The organism is Kitasatospora sp. McL0602, from assembly GCF_052076145.1.
Lineage (GTDB): Bacteria > Actinomycetota > Actinomycetes > Streptomycetales > Streptomycetaceae > Kitasatospora.
The window spans coordinates 4,032,915-4,054,406 of the sequence record NZ_CP197246.1 but is presented as its reverse complement, the minus strand read 5'-3'; the positions used below and the strand labels follow the sequence as shown (position 1 = coordinate 4,054,406).

Annotated in this window: 17 protein-coding genes and 1 pseudogene; 3 read left to right on the top strand and 15 right to left on the bottom strand. The window is 71.5% G+C overall.

Going from position 1 to position 21,492, the window contains the following annotated elements:
- Window positions 1–71: 71 nt before the first annotated feature.
- From topA to ACR68M_RS18450, 7 genes are all read right to left on the bottom strand, one after another.
- Window positions 72–2,951, bottom strand: coding sequence for a type I DNA topoisomerase (gene topA, locus ACR68M_RS18480; RefSeq protein ID WP_441245194.1), 2,880 nt, complete (start codon window positions 2,949–2,951; stop codon window positions 72–74).
- A 487-nt stretch (window positions 2,952–3,438) separates the two neighbouring features.
- Complete coding sequence (locus ACR68M_RS18475) at window positions 3,439–3,918, bottom strand: hypothetical protein (RefSeq protein WP_441245193.1); 480 nt, start codon at window positions 3,916–3,918, stop codon at window positions 3,439–3,441.
- Between the two features lie 435 nt (window positions 3,919–4,353).
- Window positions 4,354–5,901, bottom strand: coding sequence for a DUF7059 domain-containing protein (locus ACR68M_RS18470; protein ID WP_441245192.1), 1,548 nt, complete (start codon window positions 5,899–5,901; stop codon window positions 4,354–4,356).
- A 128-nt stretch (window positions 5,902–6,029) separates the two neighbouring features.
- Window positions 6,030–6,758 carry a small secreted protein gene (locus ACR68M_RS18465; protein WP_441245191.1) on the bottom strand — a complete coding sequence of 243 codons (729 nt, stop codon included), beginning with the start codon at window positions 6,756–6,758 and terminating at the stop codon, window positions 6,030–6,032.
- Window positions 6,759–6,932: 174 nt separating this feature from the next.
- On the bottom strand, window positions 6,933–7,301 hold the full coding sequence (locus ACR68M_RS18460) for a cyclophilin-like fold protein (protein WP_441245190.1): 369 nt from the start codon (window positions 7,299–7,301) through the stop codon (window positions 6,933–6,935).
- 196 nt (window positions 7,302–7,497) lie between these two features.
- Window positions 7,498–7,917: an ATP-binding protein gene (locus tag ACR68M_RS18455; protein WP_441245189.1), complete on the bottom strand. Its 420-nt coding sequence runs from the start codon at window positions 7,915–7,917 to the stop codon at window positions 7,498–7,500.
- A 331-nt stretch (window positions 7,918–8,248) separates the two neighbouring features.
- Window positions 8,249–8,590, bottom strand: coding sequence for an STAS domain-containing protein (locus ACR68M_RS18450; RefSeq protein WP_441245188.1), 342 nt, complete (start codon window positions 8,588–8,590; stop codon window positions 8,249–8,251).
- A 219-nt stretch (window positions 8,591–8,809) separates the two neighbouring features.
- On the opposite strand from ACR68M_RS18450, the gene ACR68M_RS18445 reads away from it, so the two are divergent.
- Window positions 8,810–11,236, top strand: coding sequence for a DEAD/DEAH box helicase (locus ACR68M_RS18445; protein ID WP_441245187.1), 2,427 nt, complete (start codon window positions 8,810–8,812; stop codon window positions 11,234–11,236).
- Window positions 11,237–11,347: 111 nt separating this feature from the next.
- Here the strand turns inward: ACR68M_RS18445 and ACR68M_RS18440 are convergent.
- The 7 genes and pseudogenes from ACR68M_RS18440 to ssd form a co-directional block, all read right to left on the bottom strand.
- A pseudogene (locus ACR68M_RS18440) lies at window positions 11,348–11,581 on the bottom strand (Rv3654c family TadE-like protein); the annotation flags it as partial.
- Window positions 11,582–11,646: 65 nt separating this feature from the next.
- Entirely contained in the window at window positions 11,647–12,072 is a 426-nt protein-coding gene (locus ACR68M_RS18435) for a TadE family type IV pilus minor pilin (RefSeq protein WP_441245186.1), read from the bottom strand.
- On the bottom strand, window positions 12,062–12,385 hold the full coding sequence (locus ACR68M_RS18430) for a DUF4244 domain-containing protein (RefSeq protein WP_441245185.1): 324 nt from the start codon (window positions 12,383–12,385) through the stop codon (window positions 12,062–12,064). Before ACR68M_RS18430 ends, ACR68M_RS18435 begins: the two co-directional genes overlap by 11 nt.
- Before the next feature lie 125 nt (window positions 12,386–12,510).
- A complete protein-coding gene (locus tag ACR68M_RS18425) occupies window positions 12,511–13,104 on the bottom strand; it encodes a type II secretion system F family protein (protein ID WP_441245184.1) in 594 nt (197 codons plus the stop codon).
- Window positions 13,105–13,406: 302 nt separating this feature from the next.
- Complete coding sequence (locus tag ACR68M_RS18420; RefSeq protein ID WP_441245183.1) at window positions 13,407–14,396, bottom strand: type II secretion system F family protein; 990 nt, start codon at window positions 14,394–14,396, stop codon at window positions 13,407–13,409.
- A gap of 139 nt (window positions 14,397–14,535) precedes the next feature.
- Window positions 14,536–15,705, bottom strand: a complete 1,170-nt coding sequence (locus ACR68M_RS18415) for a TadA family conjugal transfer-associated ATPase (protein WP_441251647.1) — start codon at window positions 15,703–15,705, stop codon at window positions 14,536–14,538.
- Window positions 15,706–15,926: 221 nt separating this feature from the next.
- Window positions 15,927–17,045, bottom strand: a complete 1,119-nt coding sequence (ssd, locus tag ACR68M_RS18410) for a septum site-determining protein Ssd (RefSeq protein WP_441245182.1) — start codon at window positions 17,043–17,045, stop codon at window positions 15,927–15,929.
- A gap of 789 nt (window positions 17,046–17,834) precedes the next feature.
- Here ssd and ACR68M_RS18405 point away from each other — a divergent pair.
- A complete protein-coding gene (locus tag ACR68M_RS18405) occupies window positions 17,835–18,677 on the top strand; it encodes an HAD family hydrolase (protein ID WP_441251646.1) in 843 nt (280 codons plus the stop codon).
- A 406-nt stretch (window positions 18,678–19,083) separates the two neighbouring features.
- Here ACR68M_RS18405 and ACR68M_RS18400 read toward each other — a convergent pair whose 3' ends face one another.
- Window positions 19,084–20,028 carry an oxidoreductase gene (locus tag ACR68M_RS18400; RefSeq protein ID WP_441245181.1) on the bottom strand — a complete coding sequence of 315 codons (945 nt, stop codon included), beginning with the start codon at window positions 20,026–20,028 and terminating at the stop codon, window positions 19,084–19,086.
- Window positions 20,029–20,287: 259 nt separating this feature from the next.
- Between ACR68M_RS18400 and ACR68M_RS18395 the strand changes: the two genes are divergently transcribed.
- Window positions 20,288–21,274, top strand: a complete 987-nt coding sequence (locus ACR68M_RS18395) for a nucleotide-binding protein (RefSeq protein ID WP_441245180.1) — start codon at window positions 20,288–20,290, stop codon at window positions 21,272–21,274.
- The last annotated feature ends 218 nt before the right edge of the window (window positions 21,275–21,492 follow it).

Below are 21,492 nucleotides of genomic sequence, written 5' to 3'. Positions count from 1 at the left end.
ATGACACGGTTGTGACGCACTGCGGGCCCGCACTCGTGAGTACGGGCCCGCAACCGGTGTTGAACCACCGCTCAGCTCTCGTCGGACGCGGCCGCCTTGTCGGCTGTCGCCTTGGCTGCCGTCTTCTTCGCGACGGTCTTCTTGGCCACGGTCTTCTTCGCGACGGTCTTCTTCGCCGCTGCCGCCTTGGGGGCCGTCTCCTTGGTCGCTGCCGTCTTGGTCGCCGTCGCCTTCTTGGCGGGGGCCTTCTTCGCCGGAGCCTTCTTCGCAGTCTTCTTCACCGGCCCGCGCGCCCGCTTCTCGGCGAGCAGCTCGTAGCCGCGCTCCGGCGTGATGGTCTCGACGTCGTCGTCCTTGCGGAGCGTCGCGTTCGTCTCCCCGTCGGTGACGTACGGGCCGAACCGGCCGTCCTTGACGACCACCGGGCGCTCGCTGACCGGGTCGTTGCCCAGCTCCTTGAGCGGCGGTGCGGCGGCGGCCCGGCCGCGCTGCTTGGGCTGCGCGTAGATCGCCAGGGCCTCTTCGAGGGTGACCGTGAACATCTGCTCCTCGTCCGCGAGCGAACGGGAGTCGGTGCCCTTCTTGAGGTACGGGCCGTACCGGCCGTTCTGCGCGGTGATCTCGACGCCCTCGGCGTCGACGCCGACCACCCGGGGCAGCGAGAGCAGCCGCAGCGCGTCCTCCAGCGTGACGGTGTCCAGCGACATCGTCTTGAGCAGGGAGGCGGTGCGCGGCTTGACGGCGTTCTTGCCCGTCTTCGGCGTGCCCTCGGGGAGGATCTCCGTGACGTACGGGCCGTACCGGCCGTCCTTGGCGACCAGCGGGTTGCCGCTGACCGGGTCGGTGCCCAGCTCGAAGTCGCCGCTCGGCTTGGCCAGCAGCTCCTCGGCGAGCTCGACGGTCAGCTCGTCCGGCGGCATCTCGTCGGGGACGTCGGCGCGCTGGCCGGGCTCGCCCTCGACGGTGGCGGCCTTCTCCACGTACGGGCCGTAGCGCCCGACCCGCAGGGTGATCTCGTCGTTGAGTGGGAAGGAGCTGATCTCGCGGGCGTCGATCGCCCCGAGGTCGGTGACGAGCTCCTTGAGGCCGCCCAGGTGGTCGCCGTCGCCGTTGCCCGCGTCGGCCGCGCCGCCGACGGCGGCCGTGCTGCCCGCCGCCTCACCGAAGTAGAAGCGCTTCAGCCACGGCACGGACTGCGCCTCACCTGCGGCGATCCGGTCGAGGTCGTCCTCCATCCGGGCGGTGAAGTCGTAGTCGACCAGGCGGCCGAAGTGCTTCTCCAGGAGGTTCACGACGGCGAAGGAGAGGAAGGAGGGGACGAGCGCCGTCCCCTTCTTGAAGACGTACTTCCGGTTGATGATCGTGTCGATGATCGACGCGTACGTCGACGGACGGCCGATCTCCCGGTCCTCCAGCTCCTTGACCAGCGAGGCCTCGGTGTAGCGGGCCGGCGGCTTGGTGGAGTGGCCCTCGGGGGTGAGCTGCTCGGCGGCGAGCGGGTCGCCCTCGGTGACCTGCGGCAGGCGGCGCTCGCGGTCGTCCAGCTCGGCGTTCGGGTCGTCCGCGCCCTCGACGTAGGCCTTGAGGAAGCCGTGGAAGGTGATGATCTTGCCGGAGGCGGAGAACTCCACCGCCCGGCCGTCCGAGGAGGTGCCGCCGACCTTGACGGTGACGGACTGCCCGACGGCGTCCTTCATCTGCGAGGCGACGGTCCGCATCCAGATCAGCTCGTACAGCCGGAACTCGTCGCTGCTCAGGCCGGTCTCGGCGGGCGTGCGGAAGCGGTCGCCGGAGGGGCGGATCGCCTCGTGCGCCTCCTGCGCGTTCTTGACCTTGCTGGCGTAGGTGCGCGGGGCGTCGGGGAGGTACGAGGCCCCGTAGAGCTGGGTGACCTGCGCACGGGCCGCGGTGATCGCGGTCTCCGAGAGCGTGGTCGAGTCGGTACGCATGTAGGTGATGAAGCCGTTCTCGTACAGCTTCTGGGCCACCTGCATGGTCCGCTTCGCGCCGAAGCCCAGCTTGCGGCTGGCCTCCTGCTGGAGCGTGGTGGTGCGGAACGGCGCGTACGGCGAGCGGCGGTACGGCTTCGACTCGACGCTGCGGACGCTGAACGCGGTCTGCCCCAGGGCGGCCGCCAGCGCACGGGCGGCCTGCTCGTCCAGGTGCAGGGTGTTGGCGGTCTTGATCTTGCCGTCCGAGCCGAAGTCGCGGCCGGAGGCGACGCGCTTGCCGTCGACGGTGCTCAGCCGGGCCCCGAAGGTCTCCGGGTTCGCGGCGTCGGCGGGCGTCCGGCCGGTGCCGAAGGTACCGGTCAGGTCCCAGTACGAGGCGGTGCGGAAGGCGATCCGCTCACGCTCACGCTCGACCACCAGCCGGGTCGCGACGGACTGGACGCGGCCGGCCGAGAGCTTCGGCATGACCTTCTTCCAGAGCACCGGCGAGACCTCGTAGCCGTAGAGGCGGTCGAGGATGCGGCGGGTCTCCTGGGCGTCGACCAGGCGCTGGTTCAGCTCGCGCGGGTTGGCGACGGCCTCCTGGATGGCGGCCTTGGTGATCTCGTGGAAGACCATCCGCTTGACCGGCACCTTGGGCTTGAGCACCTCCTGGAGGTGCCAGGCGATGGCCTCCCCCTCGCGGTCCTCATCGGTGGCGAGGAAGAGCTCGTCGGACTCCTTGAGGAGCGCCTTGAGCTTGGAGACCTGCGACTTCTTGTCGGCGTTCACCACATAGATGGGTGCGAAGTCGTGGTCGACGTCGACCCCGAGCCGACGCACCTCGCCGGTGTACTGATCCGGGACCTCGGCGGCCGTGCCGGGCAGGTCGCGGATGTGCCCGACGCTGGCCTCGACGACGTAACCGGGGCCGAGGTAGCCCTTGATCGTCTTGGCCTTGGCCGGCGACTCGACAATGACGAGTCGCTGGCCGTGCGCGGTCTCGCTGCTCGGGGACACCTTCGCTCTTCTCTCCCGGTCGTAACGTCTGCACGTCTGTTGGCGGCGCGGCCGGCTGGGGAGGCGTTCCGCCCGACCCACCGCCGACCGGGGCTGCCGCTCTGCGACGGCCCCACCAGCGGAGTGTGACCGTACCCTGGCCACCCTTGTCAAACGGACTGATCCCGCAATTTCACCGGCAAGGCCGACCCATGCCACTCGAACGGTAACCCGATGCCGCGCCTTTTCGCTGCGCAGACGGGGCTGCAGCACGCCACGGAGGCAGCACACCGAGCCCCGATGGGCGGGTTTCAGCCGGATCGCGGGGGCATCGCGGGGCACGCGGGAGGTGGCGGGTGAGGGCGGGTGAGGGCGGGTGAGGGCGGGTGAGGGCGGGAGGTGGCTGGGGGAGGCCGACAAGGCCGGGCGGCGATGCGCGGCGGTGCGCAGCCGGAGAGGTCGGAGCCAGGTACCCGAGCGGTCAGGAACCGACCGATCAGGAAGCGAGTCAGGAAGCGAAGAAGGTTGCGACCAGGCTCAGACCGCCGGCGAGGGCGCTGGTACCGAGAAGTGCCCAGAAGATGTCACTGGGGAGAGCCGAGATGGTCTCGCCGGCGGCGAGGACCACCCGGCTCGGACGGCGGGCGTCGTACGAGACCTGGACTATCGCCCCGGGCGCGAGCACCGACGGCCGACGCAGCGGGGTGATCCCCCGGGGCCGGGCCAGCACCGACTCGCTCCGACCGGACGCGAGGCCCACCGACGGCAGGGTGAAGTAGCTGAGCAGCGGCGCGCTGTCGAGCTCCCCGTACGGGTCACCGTAGGGCTCGCCGTACGGATCGCCGTCGGCGACCACCCGCGCAGCGACGGAGACTCCGTGGCGGCGCAGATGGTGGCGAAGGCGCAGTTCGAAGGCGCACCAGAGCAGCAGAGCGCTGCCGAAGAGGGCGAGAACGACTCCCGCTCCCATTGCCGTCGGCGTCTCCACCGTTCGTCTCCCTCGATCGCCCGCCCGGCCCGGCAATCGCCGGGCCGTCCACAGCCTTGTGGACGGAGCGTGACAGCCTGTGGACAACCAGGGACTGACGTTCGACGTACGCCGGACATCGCGCGAGGGGACGACAGGTGAACAGGGCCGCCCCGCACTCCCGGCGTCCCGCCGGGGCCGGCATGCGCTCCGGTCTCACTCAGCGGACGGCGCCACGCGGGGAGCGCGCCGTGTCACGCCCGGCTCGTGGGGGCGCACCCGGGCGCCGGGGAAGACAGAAGGCGCTGTTCGACTTTCAGCCACGGGGAGTTGAGCCCCCTGCCGAGCGGGCGGGGGCGAGTGGGGCGGGTGGGGCGACACCGGGGTGCGCTCGGCGGCTGCCGCGGGCGGCTGGTGTCTCACTGTGCGAGACACCAGCCGCCCGCTCGGGCCAGGTCACGCGACCGGCGTCACGAACCCCTGCTCGGTGAGCATCCGGAGCGACTCGGGCACCCGGTCACGCAGCACCACCCTGTCCTCGCCCAGCAGCTGAGCGATCGCGTCGACGATCTCCCCGGCCGAGAGCGTCCCGTCACAGACCCCGACGAAACCCGCTCCGACGGTGTCCACCTTCGTCGCCCGCCGCATGCCCCGGTTGTGACGGAGGATCACATGCTCAGGGTCCTCCGCACCTGGCGCCCCGACCTGCTCCTGCACGACCTCGTCGGCGAGCACGTAACGGGCCGCCAGGAGTGCGGCGTCGTCGTGCGAACGGAGGAAGTCCTGCCGCTCGAACCAGCTCTCGATGTGCGGGCCGAGCGGCTGCTCGACGGAGTGCGGCCACTCCTCGACCGTGACGCTCGGCTGGGCCGCGCCACCGGCTCGCAACGTGATCCAGCCGAATCCGATCCCCTCCACCCGCGCGGCCTCGAAGGCGTCCAGCCACTCGTCGTAGCGGGCCTGGTAGTCGGCACCGGGGCCCCGGTGGTCGCCACCGTCCCGCAGCCACAGCTCCGCGTACTGCGTGACGTCCTGGACGTCGCGTTGGACCACCCAGGCGTCCAGCCCGGTGCCGGCCACCCATCCGGCCAGCCGCTCGTGCCAGTCCTCGCCCTTGACGTGCTGCCAGTTGGCCAGCAGGTGGCAGTAACCGCCCGGCTCCAGGTGGGCGGCGGCGCCACGGACCAGACTGCGGGAGAGGTCGTCACCCGCCATCCCGCCGTCCCGGTACACGAACCGGCTGCCGGGCGAGATCACGAACGGCGGGTTGGAGACGATCAGGTCGAACTTCCGGTCCGCCACCGGCTCGAAGAGGCTCCCTTCGGCGAAGTCGGCATTCTCGAAGCCCGAGAGCGCCAGCGTCAGGCGGGTGAAGTGCAGGGCGCGGGGGTTGAGGTCGGTCGCCGTGACCTGCTGGGCGTGACGGGCGGCGTGCAGCGCCTGCACCCCGGAGCCCGAACCGAGGTCCAGCACCGCCCGCACGGGCCGCCGAACGGCGAGGTTGGCGAGCGTGGTCGACGCGCCGCCGACCCCGAGCACCAAATCTTTCCGGGCTACGCCCTCGGCCGTCTCACCCGAGCCGATGCCACCGGCGCCACCGACTGCGCACCCGAGGTCGGAGACGACCCACGCCTCCGCACTGGGCAGCCCGGCGACCTCGTTGGCGTACGGGCGGATGTCGACGGTCGCCCGCACCTCGTCGGCTGCAGCGCTCCCACCTCCCTTCGTCAGCCAGCCGTCCGCAAGGCAGTCGTCGACCGGGAGAGCAACGGCAGCGGCGGCGTACGGCACCGGCTGCTGGAGCAGGAACAGGCGCACCAACGTCTCCAGCGGGCTGCCACCCCGGGTCGCCCGGAGGGCCGGGACCGCCTCGCTGCGGGCGAGCGCGGCGTAGGCGGTGGGCCCGAGCAGGTCGAGGCAGCCGTCGGCGGTGTACGAGGCGGCGAGCAGCGCCTCACGGAGCTTTGCGACGTGGGCGGGGTCAAGTACAGGGCTACTGGTCACTGCCCCATTGTCCCGCTTGCGCCCCGCTCACCCGACGCCCGACGCTCGGCCCGGCTTGAACGCTCGGCCCAGCTGTGAGCCCGGTTGTGAGCCCGGTCCAGCTGGACACCCGGTCTCGCGGCAGGTGCTCAGCTATGGGACGGCGTGGCGCCGGGCGAGGTGGGTATGAGCGGCGCCGAGGCTGCGGGGGTGGATGCGCCGGATGCGCCGGGGGCGGCGGGCGTGGCGGGCGAGGCGGGCGAGGCCGCCGGGTTGGTGGCGGCGCCGGCGGAGGCGGAAGGTGACGTGCCAGCGGGCGCGCTCGGCGAACCGGTCGCAGGGGTTGCCTTGCAGCCGGGCTGCTTCGCCATCGCCGTCGCCAGATCGCCGCTCTGAAGCTTGCTCAGGGCGTCCGTGGACTGCTGGGCAAGGCGCTGCACCTGGTCGCCGATGCTCCGCAGGCCGTCGGCGAACCGCGCCTGATCGTTGCTCGGCAGGGCCGTGAGCTTCTTCTGCACGTCCAGGTATCCCTGGGCAGTCTGCTTGAGCTCGCTCACCGCGTCCTGCTGGAGCTTCGCGCCCTGGTCGACCTTCGGCGCGCCCGCCTTGTCGATGGAGTCGGCCAGCTTCTGGTCCGTGTCGGCCAGTATCCCCAGGTCGGTCGCGAGCCGCTTCTGCAGGTCGGCCGGGCCCTCGCCCTGCTTGACGGCGCCGGTGTCGGCCAGCGCTGTCTGCGACTTCGCGATCGGGCCCTGCGCCGTCTCGCAGACGGTCGTCGCCCAGGTGTTCAGCTGGGCGGTGTTGTCGTTGCCGCACGCGACAGCACCGAATGCCAGCAGCGCGCCCAGCGCGGGTACGGTCAGCAGTCGCTTGTTCACCGGCGAGCCCTCTCGGTTTCGGTCATCGGCGGCCGTCAGCTCCGGCCCTCGATCAGCGAACCTACACGCCCGGCCCACCACTCCACAGCCGTGCCAGCACGAGAGTGCTGGCACCACCCCTCGACACCCCGCCCCTCCGTCCACGCAGGGCCTCGCGTCGCCCCGCGGGGCGTCTCAGGCCCGTTCGACCGTGATGGGGTCACCGCTGCGGGCCGTACGAAGCACCTGTGCATCGCCGTCCAGAACTCCGAGGATGTTGCACGGGCTGGCCAGGCGGCACTCGCCGCCGCGCGAGATCGGGGTGGGACCGAAGGGCAACGCGAGGCTGTCGCCATCCGTCCAGAAGGCCACCGTGCCCGGCTCGACGACCTGCTGGGCGTCGTCCTCGCGCTCCACGCTGACGGGGGTCTCGAAGTAGACCTCGTCACCCCAGGTGCTCACGGAGGAGCGGAGCGGCAGTGCACGCCACAACTCCTCGGCCGTGGGCGTGGCTCGAAGCGTGGCAGTCGCCTGCCCGGCCGGCCACAGGATACGTATCCGCATGGGGGTGTCCCTCTCTCGAAGCGAATCTCGAACCGAATCGATCGCGCCCGAGAGCAGAGAACCGCCACCTTCAACATTTTGTCAACCATCGGACTCCGCCGAGCGACCCCATCGGACCCGGCACACAACGAGATCTGGCGCCCCACCCGTGGGTGGGACGCCAGATCTCAAGCCGATTAGTCGGTCAGTCGGCCGGTCAGCCAGCCTCGACGTCGGGCGACAGCGGCCAGCTCATCCGGATCAGGCCGCCCTCGGCACCACTGGTGACCTCGACATCCTCGACGAGCCCGGTGATCACCGCGAGGCCGAGCGCGTCCTCGTCGGCGTCGTCACCGTCGGCCTGCCCCTTGGCGGGGATCCCGACCGAGCCTGCCTCGTCCTCGACCTCGATGAGGAAACGCTTCTCCTGATCGGTCAGCGCAACGCGCACCGCGCCGTCCACGCCGACCCGCTGATGCAGGCTCACCGCCCGCGAACACGCCTCGCCGACTGCGAGCCGCACCTCGTCGAGCACCGACTCGTCCACTCCGGCGCGCCGCGCCACCGCCGCAGCCACGAGCCGCGCCGTGCGAACGTGCTCGGGAAGTGCACTGAATCGAAGTTCGACGGTTGCCATGTCTCCCCCTCCGGGGTAACTCCCCCACGCCTCGCGACCTCGCGCAGATGCTGGGGCGATGCCGTGGCTTCACGGACCGGCGAGACCGGACGGCCCCACCGGTGCACCGAAGTCGGCGCATTGAAGGCATACAGAAATCGGTCTGATAATCGGATGGTCGCCGCAGGTCAGATCACCGGCTGCCGCCGACCACCGCCGGGCCGAGGCCCAGCTGTCGCCCGAACGGCGCGGCCGACCGAGCCGCGACCCACCGGGCCCGTAAGCCCGGTGGGGCTGCTCATCCGCCGCAGCCGACCCTCCGGTGTGAACCGGAGATCAGTCGGTCGCCAGATCAGTCGGTCGCCGAGACGGCGTCCTCCACCGAAGTGTGGATCGGGAAGACCTTGGTCAGACCCGTGATTCGGAAGATCTTGAGGATGCGCTCCTGGTTGCACACCAGACGCAGCGACCCCTCGTGTGCACGGACCCGCTTGAGCCCGCCCACCAGGACCCCAAGACCCGTCGAGTCGAGGAAGTCCACGCCCTCCATGTCCACGATCAGGTGGTAGTTACCGTCGTTGACGAGCTCGACCAGCTGCTCGCGCAGCTTGGGGGCGGTGTACACATCGATCTCGCCACCGACCTCGACAACCGTGCGGTCACCGATGTTGTGGGTCGACAGGGACAGGTCCACGGAACCTCCAGCACCTTGCCTTGCTACGTCATTGCGATCCTGGCCGGATGGCCGTCACCGCTGGGTCGCAGGCGGGGCGCGCCACAACGCTGCGTGGTGAGCCTCGACGTTGCGACCCTCGGCCATGCGGCCGTCACGGCTTCATTCAACCACCTGCGACCATGCCCGCACGATGGCTTGGAGCGATTCTCCGTCACTCCGGTGACACACTGGGTCCTCATGCCGCCCCGCCAACGCCCGCCCGAGGCCCTGCTCGCCGCGATCTCCGCCGGCCGGGCCCGTTCCGACCGGCTCACTCATACGGAGCATCTTCCGGCCCGCGAGGCACGGCACGCCCCCTGGCCTGCCGGTATCCGGCCCGAGGTGGTCAGCGCCGCGCGTGAACTGGGCGTCGAGCAGCCCTGGGCGCACCAGTCCGAAGCCATGGAACTGGCCAAAAATGGTCAAACTGTGGTGATTGCCACAGGCACCGCCTCGGGCAAGTCGCTCGGCTACCTCGCACCGGTGCTCAGCGACCTCCTGACCGGCACCGAGGCGCCCAACGGCCGTGGCGCGACAGCTCTCTACCTGGCACCGACCAAGGCCCTGGCCGCCGACCAGCGCCGCCGCGCCGCCGAACTCGCACCCGGCCGCGTCCGCGCCGCCCTCTACGACGGCGACACCCCGCCCGAGGAACGCGAATGGGTCCGCCAGTACGCCTCCTACGTGCTCACCAACCCGGACATGCTGCACCGGGGCATCCTGCCTGCTCACCCTCGCTGGGCCTCCTTCCTCAAGGCGCTCCGGTACGTCGTCGTGGACGAGTGCCACAGCTACCGGGGGGTGTTCGGCTCGCACGTCGCGCAGGTGCTCCGACGGCTGCGCCGACTCTGCCTCAGATACGGCTCGGAACCGACCTTCCTGCTCGCCTCGGCGACCACGGCCGCCCCGGCGACCACCGCGCAGCGGCTGACGGGGCTACCCGCCGTGGCCGTGACGGAGGACGCCTCGCCGCGCGGCCCGCTGGTCTTCGCCCTGTGGGAACCACCGCTCACCGAGAACATCGGCGAACAGGGCGCCCCGGTACGCCGCACCGCCACTGCCGAAGCGGGGTACCTGCTCACCGAACTGGTACGGGGCAACACCCGCACCGTCGTCTTCGTCCGCTCCCGGCGCGCGGCCGAACTCGTCGCCCTACAAGCCCAGGAGCAGCTCGGCTCACCACTCGCTGCCCGAGTGGCCGCGTACCGGGGCGGCTATCTCGCCGAGGAGCGCCGCTCGATCGAACGTGACCTGCACTCCGGACGGCTGCTCGGGCTGGCCTCCACCTCCGCTCTGGAACTCGGGGTCGACGTATCCGGCCTGGACGCCGTCCTGATGGCCGGTTATCCCGGTACGCGTGCCTCGCTCTGGCAGCAGGCGGGGCGAGCAGGCCGAGAGGCTCAGGGCGCCCTGGCCGTACTGATCGCCCGCGACGACCCGCTGGACACCTATCTGGTGCACCACCCCGAGGCGCTCTTCGCGACACCCGTCGAGGCCACTGTGCTCGACCCCGACAACCCCCACGTCCTGGCTCCGCACCTGTGCGCGGCAGCCGCCGAACTCCCGCTCACCGATGCCGACCTGACACTGTTCGGGCCGTCCGCCGAACAGTTGCTGCCCGTCCTCGAACGGCGCGGGCTGCTCCGCCGGCGGAGCGACGGCTCCTGGTACTGGACCCGGCGGGAGCGGGCCGTCGATGCGGTGGATCTCCGAGGCAGTGGCGGGAGCCCCGTGCAGATCGTCGAGGCGCCCACCGGGCGGCTGCTCGGCACCGTCGACGCCGCAGCCGCGCACACCACCGTGCACAACGGGGCCGTCCACCTTCATCAGGGACGGACCTACCTCGTCCAGGACCTGGACCTGGACACCTCCGTCGCCCTGGTCGAGCAGGCCGATCCGCCCTACACCACGGCAGCCCGGGACATCACCTCGATCTCGGTACTGGCAACGGACTCGACCGTCGAGTGGGGCGAGGCTCGGTTGAGTTTCGGGTCGGTGGAGGTGGTCAACCAAGTCGTCGGTTACCTGCGGAAGCGGATCGCCACGGGCGAGATCATGGGCGAGAGCAAGCTCGACCTGCCACCCCGGACGCTGCGCACCCGGGCGGTCTGGTGGTCCGTCACCGAGGACCAGCTGCTCGACGCGGAGATCCCGTTCGACCAGCTCCCGGGTGCCGCCCATGCAGCTGAGCACGCCTCGATTGGGCTGCTCCCGCTCTTCGCCACCTGCGACCGCTGGGACATCGGTGGTGTGTCGGTGCCGCTGCACCCCGACACCCAGTTGCCGACGGTCTTCGTCTACGACGGCCACCCGGGCGGCGCAGGGTTCGCCGAGCGGGGGTTCGAGCGCGCGAGGCAGTGGTTGACGGCTACCCGGGACGCGATCGTGGCCTGTGAGTGCGGGCGGGGGTGCCCGTCCTGCGTCCAGTCTCCGAAGTGCGGGAACGGCAACGACCCCTTGGACAAGGCCGCTGCCGTGCGGCTGCTGGACGTCCTCCTCGCCGGAGCGCCGGCAGCTCCGGTCACTCTGGCTGCCCCGCCCACTCCCAGCGCTAGCGGGGCCAGCGGGGCCAGCGGGGCCAGCGGGGCCAGCGGGGCCAGCGGCAGGGTCGCGCCGGACGGATGAGGCCGCCGATGCCGGCTCGTCGACGCCGTCCTCGGGGCCCCAGGCCCACACGGGCCCGGCCCGCGCTCGTGCGCGAGCCGGGCCCGTCGGGACGATCAGGCCCGCGACCGGCACCTCCGTCACCACCTCGACTGCATCGGCGCTCCCGTCCACCTCGCAGGAGACCATGGTGGCCCGGTGCTCGGCCGCGATCCGGGCCGCCCGGCCGCAGCCGCCGTCCGGATCGAGCAGCAAGTGGTCGGCGGCGGCCAGCGCCGCGAGGTCTGCGGCCGACTCGGCCCGGTGGCGCGCCGCCACCACCGCCGCAACGGCGAGGCTCACCGCGAAGACCGCACAGCCGAGCATGGCCAGCGAGACCAGCCAGATCGTTGCCGACCCCGCGTCACGAGACCTCTTCGCACCGACCTCCATCACGGCGCCTCTCCCCGAGGGACACCTTGCCGAAGGGCAACAGCGCCTGCCATGTCCGTACCGATCAGGTCCTCACGCCCGGCAACCGCAGTGGCACTGAGCCGGATGGACAACATCGCCCCGAGCCGCCCCGGCCCCGGGCACGGGGCCTCCACCGTCACCCGCACGGTCTCCCCCTCCTCCGTCACCTCGACCACCGCCCCGGCAGGCGCGGCCTGCTGCGCCACCGACACCGGGTCGGCGTCGCCCCGGGCTGCGGCGCGGGCCCCGACCCGGGCTGCGTCCACACAGCGGATCTGTCCGGCGGCCACGACCACTCCCCAGATCAGCAATGCGGCCAACAGGACCAGGGCGGGCAGTGCCACCGCCGTCTCGGCCGTGACGAACCCGGCATCCGGGGCGCGCCGACGGGGCTCAGACCGCATGGAGAGCACGGTCGAGCAGCTCGGCCACGGCGCCTGACACCGTGCCACTCGTCACGACCTTGTAGAGGATCGCGGCGAAGGCACACGCTGCCACCGTCCCGATCGCGTACTCGGCGGTCGCCATTCCGGCGTCGCTGCGACTGCCTTGCTGGTTGGCGATCCTGACGCGCAGCCAGTTCACACGTCGACGACACACCGTACGGAGCGGGCGGAGGTCACCCCCCGCCACCCCGTTGGCCTCGGTCACCGTGTCGATCTCGGCGGTCCTGCTCGTCACGGTCGTCATGCTGGTCATGGTCGTCAAAGCCGTCATGGTGAGACTCCTTCTGGTTGTTCAGTTGTTGGCGGCCCGGCACGGACGTACCGGGAGGTGGATCGTTCGGATTCGGGTTGGCCAGGTGCGGGTCGGTCAGACCCAGACCCAGACCCAACACCCCCTCAAATCCGGCGTGCGAACAGGGTGGTCAGGCCCATCGCCACCGGAAGCACGCCGATGAGGACGAACGCGGGGAGGAAGCAGACCCCCAGCGGAGCGGTGGCGAGCACTCCGGCCCGCCGTACCCGGGCGTGTGCAGCTCGGCTCGCGGTGGCTCGCTGTGCGTGCGCCAGCCCGGTCAGCGGCGCTGCGGGCGGGGCGCCGCTGATGGTCGTGCGGACGAGACAGCGGGCCAGCGGGGCGAGCGGCGGCGAGGCTTCGCCAAGCCGGCCCCAGCAGAGCTCCGGGGGCGCGCCCAACGCCAGCTCCGTCGCCACGGCGGCGAGACGTTCGTTCATCGGGGAGGGCACACTCCCGGCCACTGCGGCGGCCGCGACCGCCGGCGAGGAACAGGAGCCCAGGCAGGCCGCCAGCAAGTCAGCAGCAAGAGGTAGCTGACCGACAAGCAGCTCCTGTTCACGCTCCCTACGGCGGACCTCGGGCGATCTCGGCGTCGGCAGCCACCGTCTGGCGGCCCAAGCCACAGCAGCGCCAGCAACCAGACCGACCGCACCGCCCAACAGCACCGTCGTGCCAAGCCCTGCAGCCAGCGGCATCAACCATTCAGCTCCCGGCAGCTGCTGCCGTCCACGCCGCCCGGCCTGGAGGGAAGCCCTCCGGAGGGGGCTGCCCTTCCTCCGGCCAGGCGGGCGACGCCCCGCGCGGCTCCGCCCCCCATCACCGACCGACCCACCGCCCGGCCCACCGACCCGCCCGACGGCCATGCCACCAGGGCTGCCGCCGCTGAGCGCAGCCAGTCCGAGGTTCCTGAGCCGCCGTCGGCTGCGCCGCCGCCGTACGAGACCGAGCAGCTCGGTCCCTGCCCCCTCCAAAGCCATCTCCACGAGCACTTCCGGACTCATCCGGCCACCTCCGCCCTGCCGTGCCTGATCCGCGAAAGACCGCAGCCGCGCGCCTCCCAGCCCCTCGGGGCCTCGCCACCCGGGGCCGCAGCAGCCGAGCGGATGATCCGACCGGTCCACAGCAGTCCCGCCGCTTCCAGCAGCACGCCCAGTGCCAGGCAGGCCAGCCCGGCGGGTGTGTGCAGCAGCACGTGGACGGGCTTCGCCCCGAGCGCGGCGCCGAGCAGCAGCCCGACCGCCGGCAGTGCGGCGAGGACGGCGATCGTCGTGCGGGGCGCGGCCAGTTCACCCGCGATCTCCTCCGACAGCGCCCGCTCCGCCCGGAGCGCGTCGGCCACCTGGTCGAGCCCGACGGCGAGCCCGGCGCCACTCTGGTTCGTGATGTGCCAGCAGGCGGCCACAGCGGCTGCGCCGCGCCCTCCAGGCAGCTCGGCGAGCCGGCGGAGGGCGGCCGCGATGTCAGCGCCGTAGCGCCCGGCCACCAGTCGGGCCAGGGGTTCGTCCCCGAGGCCGCTCCGCAACGAGCCGGCCCGGGTGGTCACCACGTGCAGGGCATGGCCCGGGGTCGCTCCGCTGCGCAGCTCGGCTGCGAGTGCCTCGCAGAGTTCGATCACCGCCGAGGCACGCCGTCGGGCCTCCGCGGCTGATCGTCGTCGCTGCCGCCAGCGGCGGAGCGGCACCACCGCGGCTGCCATGCCCACCAGCGGCACCGGTGATCGGGTGCCCCGGGACAGGACGACCCCGACCGGCAGGAGCAGCAGCTCGGCAACCAGCCAGGCCGGGCGGCGAACCCGGAGCCGCGCCGCCCAACGGCCGGGCGCGGTCTCCCGATCACGACGCTTCCGGCTCAGCACGCCACGGGCTCGTTCGGCCGCCCGCGTGCGCCGTCTCCGCCGGAGGCAGCCGGAGACACCGAGCCACAGCCCCGCGCCCAGCAAGCCGAACCCAACGGCCCAGAGGCTCCACAGCGCGTGCGAGGTCGTCATCACAGCCCCTTCCTCGCCGTGTGGAGCAACCGCCAGGCAGCGACGGCCGACCCGCACAGGACCAGCGTCCAGATACCTTCGACCTGCCACACCGTCAGTCCTGCCAGACCTGCCAGCCTTGCCAGCCCCGTGGACCTGGTCATCGCAGGCTCCTCGGCAGCTCGACGCCACGCAGCGCGCAGCGTTCCCGCAGACGGCCCCAGCCGGGGCCCGGCTCGCAGCCGCCGTGGGCGGCGAAGGTCACCGCCGGAACGGTCACCGCAAGGCCCTGGTCGTCGCCGCTGAGGACGTGTAGCTCGGCGACCCTGCGCAGGCCGGTGCCCGGCTCCCGGACGAGCTGGACGACGACGTCCAGTGCCGAACGCAGTTGGCTGTGCAGCGACAGCCGGTCCAGCCCGGCGAGCGCTCCGAGGGCTTCCAGCCGGGCGGGCACGTCCGAGGCGGTGTTCGCATGGACCGTCCCACAGCCTCCCTCGTGGCCCGTGTTGAGGGCCGAGAGCAGGTCACAGACCTCTGCCCCACGGACCTCTCCGACCACGAGGCGGTCGGGGCGCATCCGGAGTGCCTGGCGGACGAGGTCTCGGAGCGTCAACTCCCCGAGGCCCTCCTGGTTGGGCGGTCGGCTCTGGAGGCGCACCACGTGCGGATGGTCGGGGTGGAGTTCGGCGGAGTCCTCGGCGAGGATGATTCGCTCGTCCGGCCCGACCAGGCCGAGCAGGGCCGCGAGGAGGGTCGTCTTGCCGGTGCCGGTGCCTCCACTGATCAGCAGTGAGAGACGGGCTCGGAGCACACCGGTGAGCAGCTCGGCTCCGACCGGAGCGAGCGAGCCGGTGGTCACCAACTCGTCCAGGGTGAACGGGCGGGCGCGGCAGACCCGGAGCGAGATATGGGTGCACCCGGCGGCGATGGGCGGAAGTACGGCGTGCAGGCGGGTGCCGTCCGGCAGCCTGGCGTCGACCCAGGGACGGGCGTCGTCGAGCCGCCTTCCGGCGGCGGTGGCGAGGCGGTGGGCCAGGTGCCGTACGGCTTCGGCGTCGGGGAAGCGGACACCTGCGGCTCGTTCGAGACCGGCCCCGCGGTCGATCCACACCTCGTCAGGCCCGTTGACCAGCACGTCGGTGACGCCCGGAGTGGCGAGCAGCTCGTCGAGCGGGCCCGCGCCGACCAGCTCGGAGCGGAGCAGGCGTACCGCGTCGAGCACGTCGTCGCCACCGAGCGGCGGCCGGGCGGCTCTCAACGCGGCCGCGACCGAGCCGCTGGTGGGTGCCGCGCCGACCTCTGCAAGGCGCAGCCGTACCGCGTCGATCAGGGCGGCGGCGTGGGCGGCGGTCCGGTCCTCGGCCTGTTTGCGTGCCGGGGACGCTGCCTCCGGGCCAGGACCGTTGAGGAGTTGTTCGACCCCGGCGGGGGTGGGCTCGCCCGGGGTGGTCGGGCGCGGCCGGCGGCCGAGTGGGCGGCGGTGCGGCCCGGCGGGGCCCCTGGTCTCGGCCTCCCTGGCATCGGCTCGGCCACGTCCGCGCAGACGGTCCGTCACAGTGTGCCTCCTTCGGTGGCGGGGGCAGGGGCGGGCGGCATGGCCTCGTCGAGGAAGCTGCCGCAGAAGCGGGCGAGCGGGCCCTTGGCTCGGATGCCCGGCGGCGATCCGCTCTCGACGTCGAGCGCAAGGCCGGGCTCCTGAGGAAGCTCCCCGGCCAGGCGTAGCCCGAGGTTCCGGGAGATCTCGGCACCGGTGAGGCCGGTCGGCCCGGGTACTCGGACGACCACCCGCAGATCGGAGAGCCGCATCCGGGCGGCGGCCGTGACGCGGTCGGCGGCGGCCAGTGCCCGGAGTTCGGCCGGTACGACGAGCAGCCCGGTGTCGGCCTGTTCGAGTGCCTGTCCGGCGGCCGGGTCGAGATGCCGGGGCAGGTCGAGGACGACCAGCCCACCGCGGCGGCGGGCAGCAGCGAGCACACTGCGCATCGCCTCGGGCGGCACGGTGAGCGTGTCTCCCCTGTCCCACGACAGTGCCGTCAAATGGTGGAGCTCGGGCAGGGCCTTGGCGAGTTCGGCACCGCTGACCCGGCCGCGGGATCCGGCCAGGTCGGGCCAGCGCAGCCCGCCGGCGGCCTCGCCACCGAGCAGTACGTCGAGCCCGCCGCCCAACGGGTCGGCATCGATGAGCATGGTGCGGTGGCCCGAACGGGCAGCGGTGATGGCGAGCGCGCACGCCAGGGTCGACGCTCCGGCGCCGCCCCGGCCGCCCAGCACGGCCACGGTCAGCGCGGGCGGGCCGATGCCCTCGGCCGCGTCCGCGATCCGGTCGAGCAGCCAGGCCTGGGCGTCGGGGAGGAAGAGCACGTGCTCGGCGCCCAGCTGGACGGCGCGCACCCACACGTCGCAGTCGTCCAGGTCCAGCCCGAGCAGCAGGACTCCGGCCCGGCGGGTGAGGCCCGCACAGCGATCGGCCAGGTCGTCCCCGACCAGGACGAGCTGGGCGCTCTCCCACTCGGCGCGGGACGGTGGGGCGCCGAGCAGCTGCGGGTCGGCTCCGGCCGCTGCGCACAGGCGCAGCAGGTGTTCGGCGAGCGGGCCGTCCCCCGTGACGATCAGCGGGCCCGAGAGCCCGGCGCGATCGACGGGGCGGTGATCGGTGGTCGGTGTCGACATGGCTGTCTCCCCCGGTGAGGTGCTGTCCAGGCGGCGCCCGTCGTGCGGGCACCGCCTGCCGGTAGGACATCCGCCGCGTCTCCCAGAACGGATCACGCTCCGGACGGGATGACGGCGGTTGCCCGAGCACCACGGTGGGGGCTGACGTGGAATCCGTCAGCCCCCACCCGATTGCCTGTGGACAACTAGGGGGTGTGGATAACTTTGTTCACTCGACCGGGGGGAATTGTGCAAAGAATTTGACGCCAGTGACGACCCGACTACACCGGATCACCGAGTGGCAGGGTCACGAAGAGCCGCACGAGAGGCATGGCGGGACTCATGACGGCACTCATGGCGACTCATGGAGATCCATCCGAAGCCCCGAAGTCGATCTCGCGTGCAGCGAAAATGATCACCGAGAGTGACGAATCAGTCATCGGTTTCGCCCCGCCGAAGTGAGCCGATCAGGCGCGGCGCAGTGGCCTGCAGAGGCCCGGAGCAGGGCCGAAAACCCCGGAAAATGGCCCCGGACATGCGACGACCCCCGCCGGGGGGGAGAGCGGGGGTCGTCTATCCACGGTCCGACTCGGGGGGGAGGAGCCGGACCGGGTTAGCACGGTCGCGAACGATCCGTGACTTCCATGGTGTACCCGAGAGGCCAGAAACACAAACCCGCGCACCAAGGAGTACGCCGAATGGCGGGGTGTTCTGAGCAGCCCTCTATCCTCGGTTCCCGTGGACACCACCGAGAACGCCGACATCGCGGACCACGGCGGGAACTCCGCGCCCGGTTCAGCGTCGAACGACATCGCGCCTGCCCTCGCCGCATCGGGACGCCACCCGTTCGGAGTAGCGCGAACCGCCGCATTCTTCGATCTCGACAAGACGATCATCGCCAAGTCGAGCGCCCTGGCATTCAGTCGTCCGTTCTACCAGGGGGGCCTGATCAACCGTCGGGCCGTCCTCAAGAGCGCGTACGCGCAGTTCCTCTTCCTGGTCGGCGGCGCGGACCACGACCAGATGGAGAAGATGCGCGAGTACCTCTCCGCACTCACCCGGGGATGGAACGTCCAGCAGGTCCGCGAGATCGTGGCCGAGACCCTGCACGGCCTGATCGACCCGATCATCTACGACGAGGCCGCCTCGCTGATCGAACAGCACCACGCGGCCGGGCGCGACGTCGTCATCGTCAGCAGCTCGGGTTCGGAAGTGGTCGAGCCGATCGGCGCCCTGCTCGGCGCGGACCGCGTCATCGCGACCCGGCTGAAGATCGAGGAAGGCCGCTACACCGGCGAGATCGAGTACTACGCCTACGCCGAGAACAAGGCCGCCGCGATCCGCGAGCTGGCCGAGAGCGAGGGCTACGACCTCGCGGACTGCTACGCCTACAGCGACTCGGTCACCGACCTCCCGCTGCTGGAGGCCGTCGGGCACCCCTCGGCGGTCAACCCGGACCGCGCGCTCCGCAAGGAGGCCCTGGCGCGCGAATGGCCGGTCCTGGTGTTCGACCGCCCGGTCGAACTGCGTCGGCGACTCCCCGAGTTCACCGCGCCCAGCAGCTCCGTGCTGATGTCGGTGGCGGTCGGTACAGCCCTGCTGACGGCCGGAGCTCTCTGGTACGCGGCCCGACGGCGCCGGCCCATCGCCTGACGCGACGCCCGCTCGCGAGCGCACGGCGCGGCGCGGCGCTCGCCGACGGTCCAGCAATTCGGACAAAAGGTAAAGACTTCTCGTTTCGGGTTCCCCTTTCCCCCGAACCGCGATAGAACTGAGTTACGGCCCGCGAGACCCGGTCAGGACCTTAGAGGTCAAACCGACAACGCAGTTCAGGCCCCACGGACCGAGTACAGATAACTGAGCACCCACATGCAGCCGACCCGCTGTCGGGCCGCCGCACCAGGTGAACGGGCATGATCCCCACCTGATGGGCATTTCCGGTGCATGCTTGGTAACCCGGTACCTGTACCAGTGGCGGCACCCAGAGCTTGATCGGGTGCCGCCGCATCTGTGTCCGGCGCCGCCGCATCCGCCCGCCACGGCTCAGGCCGTGCCGGCCTCAGGCCATGCCGCGCTGCATCGCCTCGCAGACGGCAGTGCTCTCCCGGACGCCGAGCTGCAGCGCCGCGCCGTTGTGCGCGATCCAGGCCGCCATGCCGTCCGCCGTACCGCTCAGATAGCCCTGCAGCGCCTGCCGGTAGGCGGCCGTACCCAGCTCGACGAAGCCGACCTCGGCGGGGCAGATCGCCTTCGGGTCGAGGCCCTCGGCGATCAGGACGATCCGCTGGGCCGCCCGCGCAATGACGCCGTTGTGCGAACCGAAGGGGCGCAGGGCCAGCAGCTCACCGTGCACCACGGACGACACGACCAGGGCCGGCGTGCCCCTCAGTCCGGCGTCGGCCCGCTCCACCAGCAGCCGGGCGAGTTGTTCGAGCCGGGCCGCGGCCTCCTCGGCGGGTGGGGCGGCCGGGAGGCCCAGGCCTCCGGCGGTGACGCCCGAGCTGCTGCCCTCATGCTCGCCGTGGGGCGAGTGGGACGAGGGCGAGTGGGACGAGTGCGACAGGCTCTCGGCGGGAGCCAGCTCGATCGGGAACGGCTCCGCCGCGCTCTCCCCGGCCTTCCGCGGGCGGCCTGCCGCCGCGTCGGCATCGCCGACCGCCAGCAGGTGCAGCCGCGCCAGCACCTGGAGCGGAGAATGCCGCCAGACGCTCAGGAGCTGCCCGGCCTCAGCGGAGATCCGCAGGGCACCGCCCAGCGTCCGGGCCTCGGAGTCGGCGCTGAAGTCACTGCGGCGGCGCACCTCCTCCAGCGGCCAGTCCGCCCCGTCGAGGGCCGCCGAGGCCCTGGCTCCGCGCAGAGCCGCCTCGGAGGTCACCTCCGGAGCGCGGCGGCGCATCACTCGGTGTCCGTACAGCCGGTCGACGGCCTTGCGCACCTCGGCGACTGCCTCGGGCACGCCGGGGAGTTCGGCCAGTGGGGCGAGGGGATCTGTTCCAGTGCTCACCTACCCGAGAGTAATGACTCACCCGGCACGACCGACACAGCAACCCCGTCGTCACCCGTTCGAGGCAATCTTCGCTTCCCGCCCGTTCGGCGTCCCAAACCACCGTTAGCATGGCTGCTATCGGAGACGATAACGATTTCCAACAACCTCGGAGTGCCTCCATCCCGCCACAGGGTCGCCCGCCGTCCGGAGTCACCGGCACCGGCAGTGGCGGACAGCAGGGCGAGCACAGGCGCCGGAGCGAGAGCCGGAGACCCAGATGAAGATCGCGTTCGTCGGCAAGGGCGGCAGCGGTAAGACCACGCTGTCCGCACTGTTCATCCGCCACCTGGCCGCCGCAGGCTGCCCAGTCATCGCCGTGGACGCCGACATCAATCAACACCTCGGCCCCGCCCTCGGACTGTCCGACGACCAGGCAGCAGCCCTGCCCTCCCTCGGCGCCCACCTGCCGCAGATCAAGGAGTACCTGCGCGGCACCAACCCACTGATCGGCTCGGCCGACGAGATGATCAAGACCACCCCTCCCGGCCGGGGGTCACGCCTGCTGCGCATCGTCGAGGAGAATCCGGTGTACGCGAGCTGCGCGCGGCCGATCGCGCTCGACGAGGGCTCTGTCCGGTTGCTGGCGACCGGCGCCTTCACGGAGGACGACCTCGGCGTCGCCTGCTACCACTCCAAGGTCGGCGCGGTCGAGCTACTGCTGAACCATCTCGTCGACGGCCGGGACGAGTACGTCGTGACCGACATGACGGCCGGTTCCGACTCCTTCGCCTCCGGCCTGTTCACCCGTTTCGACCTGACATTCCTCATCGCCGAACCGACCCGCAAGGGCATCTCGGTCTACCGCCAGTACAAGGAGTACGCCCGCGACTTCGGCGTGAACCTGTGCGTGGTCGGCAACAAGGTGCAGGGGCCGGACGATCTCGCCTTCCTGCGGCGCGAGGTAGGTGACGACCTGCTGGCCGTCTTCGGCCAGTCCGACTGGGTGCGCCGCCTCGAACAGGGCGCCGAGCCGCCGCTGCACACACTGGAGCCCGCCAACCGAGCCGTACTGGATCTATTGAGGGCGCGGGCCGACCAGGCCCACGACGCGCGCGACCCGCAGCGCTACACCCGGCAGGCCGTCACCTTCCATGTCCGCAACGCCGAGAGCTGGGGCAATGCGAAGACCGGCATCGACCTGGCCACCCAGGTGGACAAGGACTTCGTGCTCGGCGTCGACCAGCTGGACATCGCCCACGCCTGACCGCACACCGGCGCCACCGATGCCACGAGGGCCGGCAGTCCCACTCGGGACTGCCGGCCCTCGCTCGCATCTCTGCTATTCCCAGGCGGTTCGACCACCACTCATAGGGATGAATCGGCGCCTCGGCCCTACCCACGTCAACTCACACTGTGCAAAGATTCCATTACTCTCAGTTTACCGATTCTTGATGGTCCGGGCCGGCCGTGAACCCTCCGCCC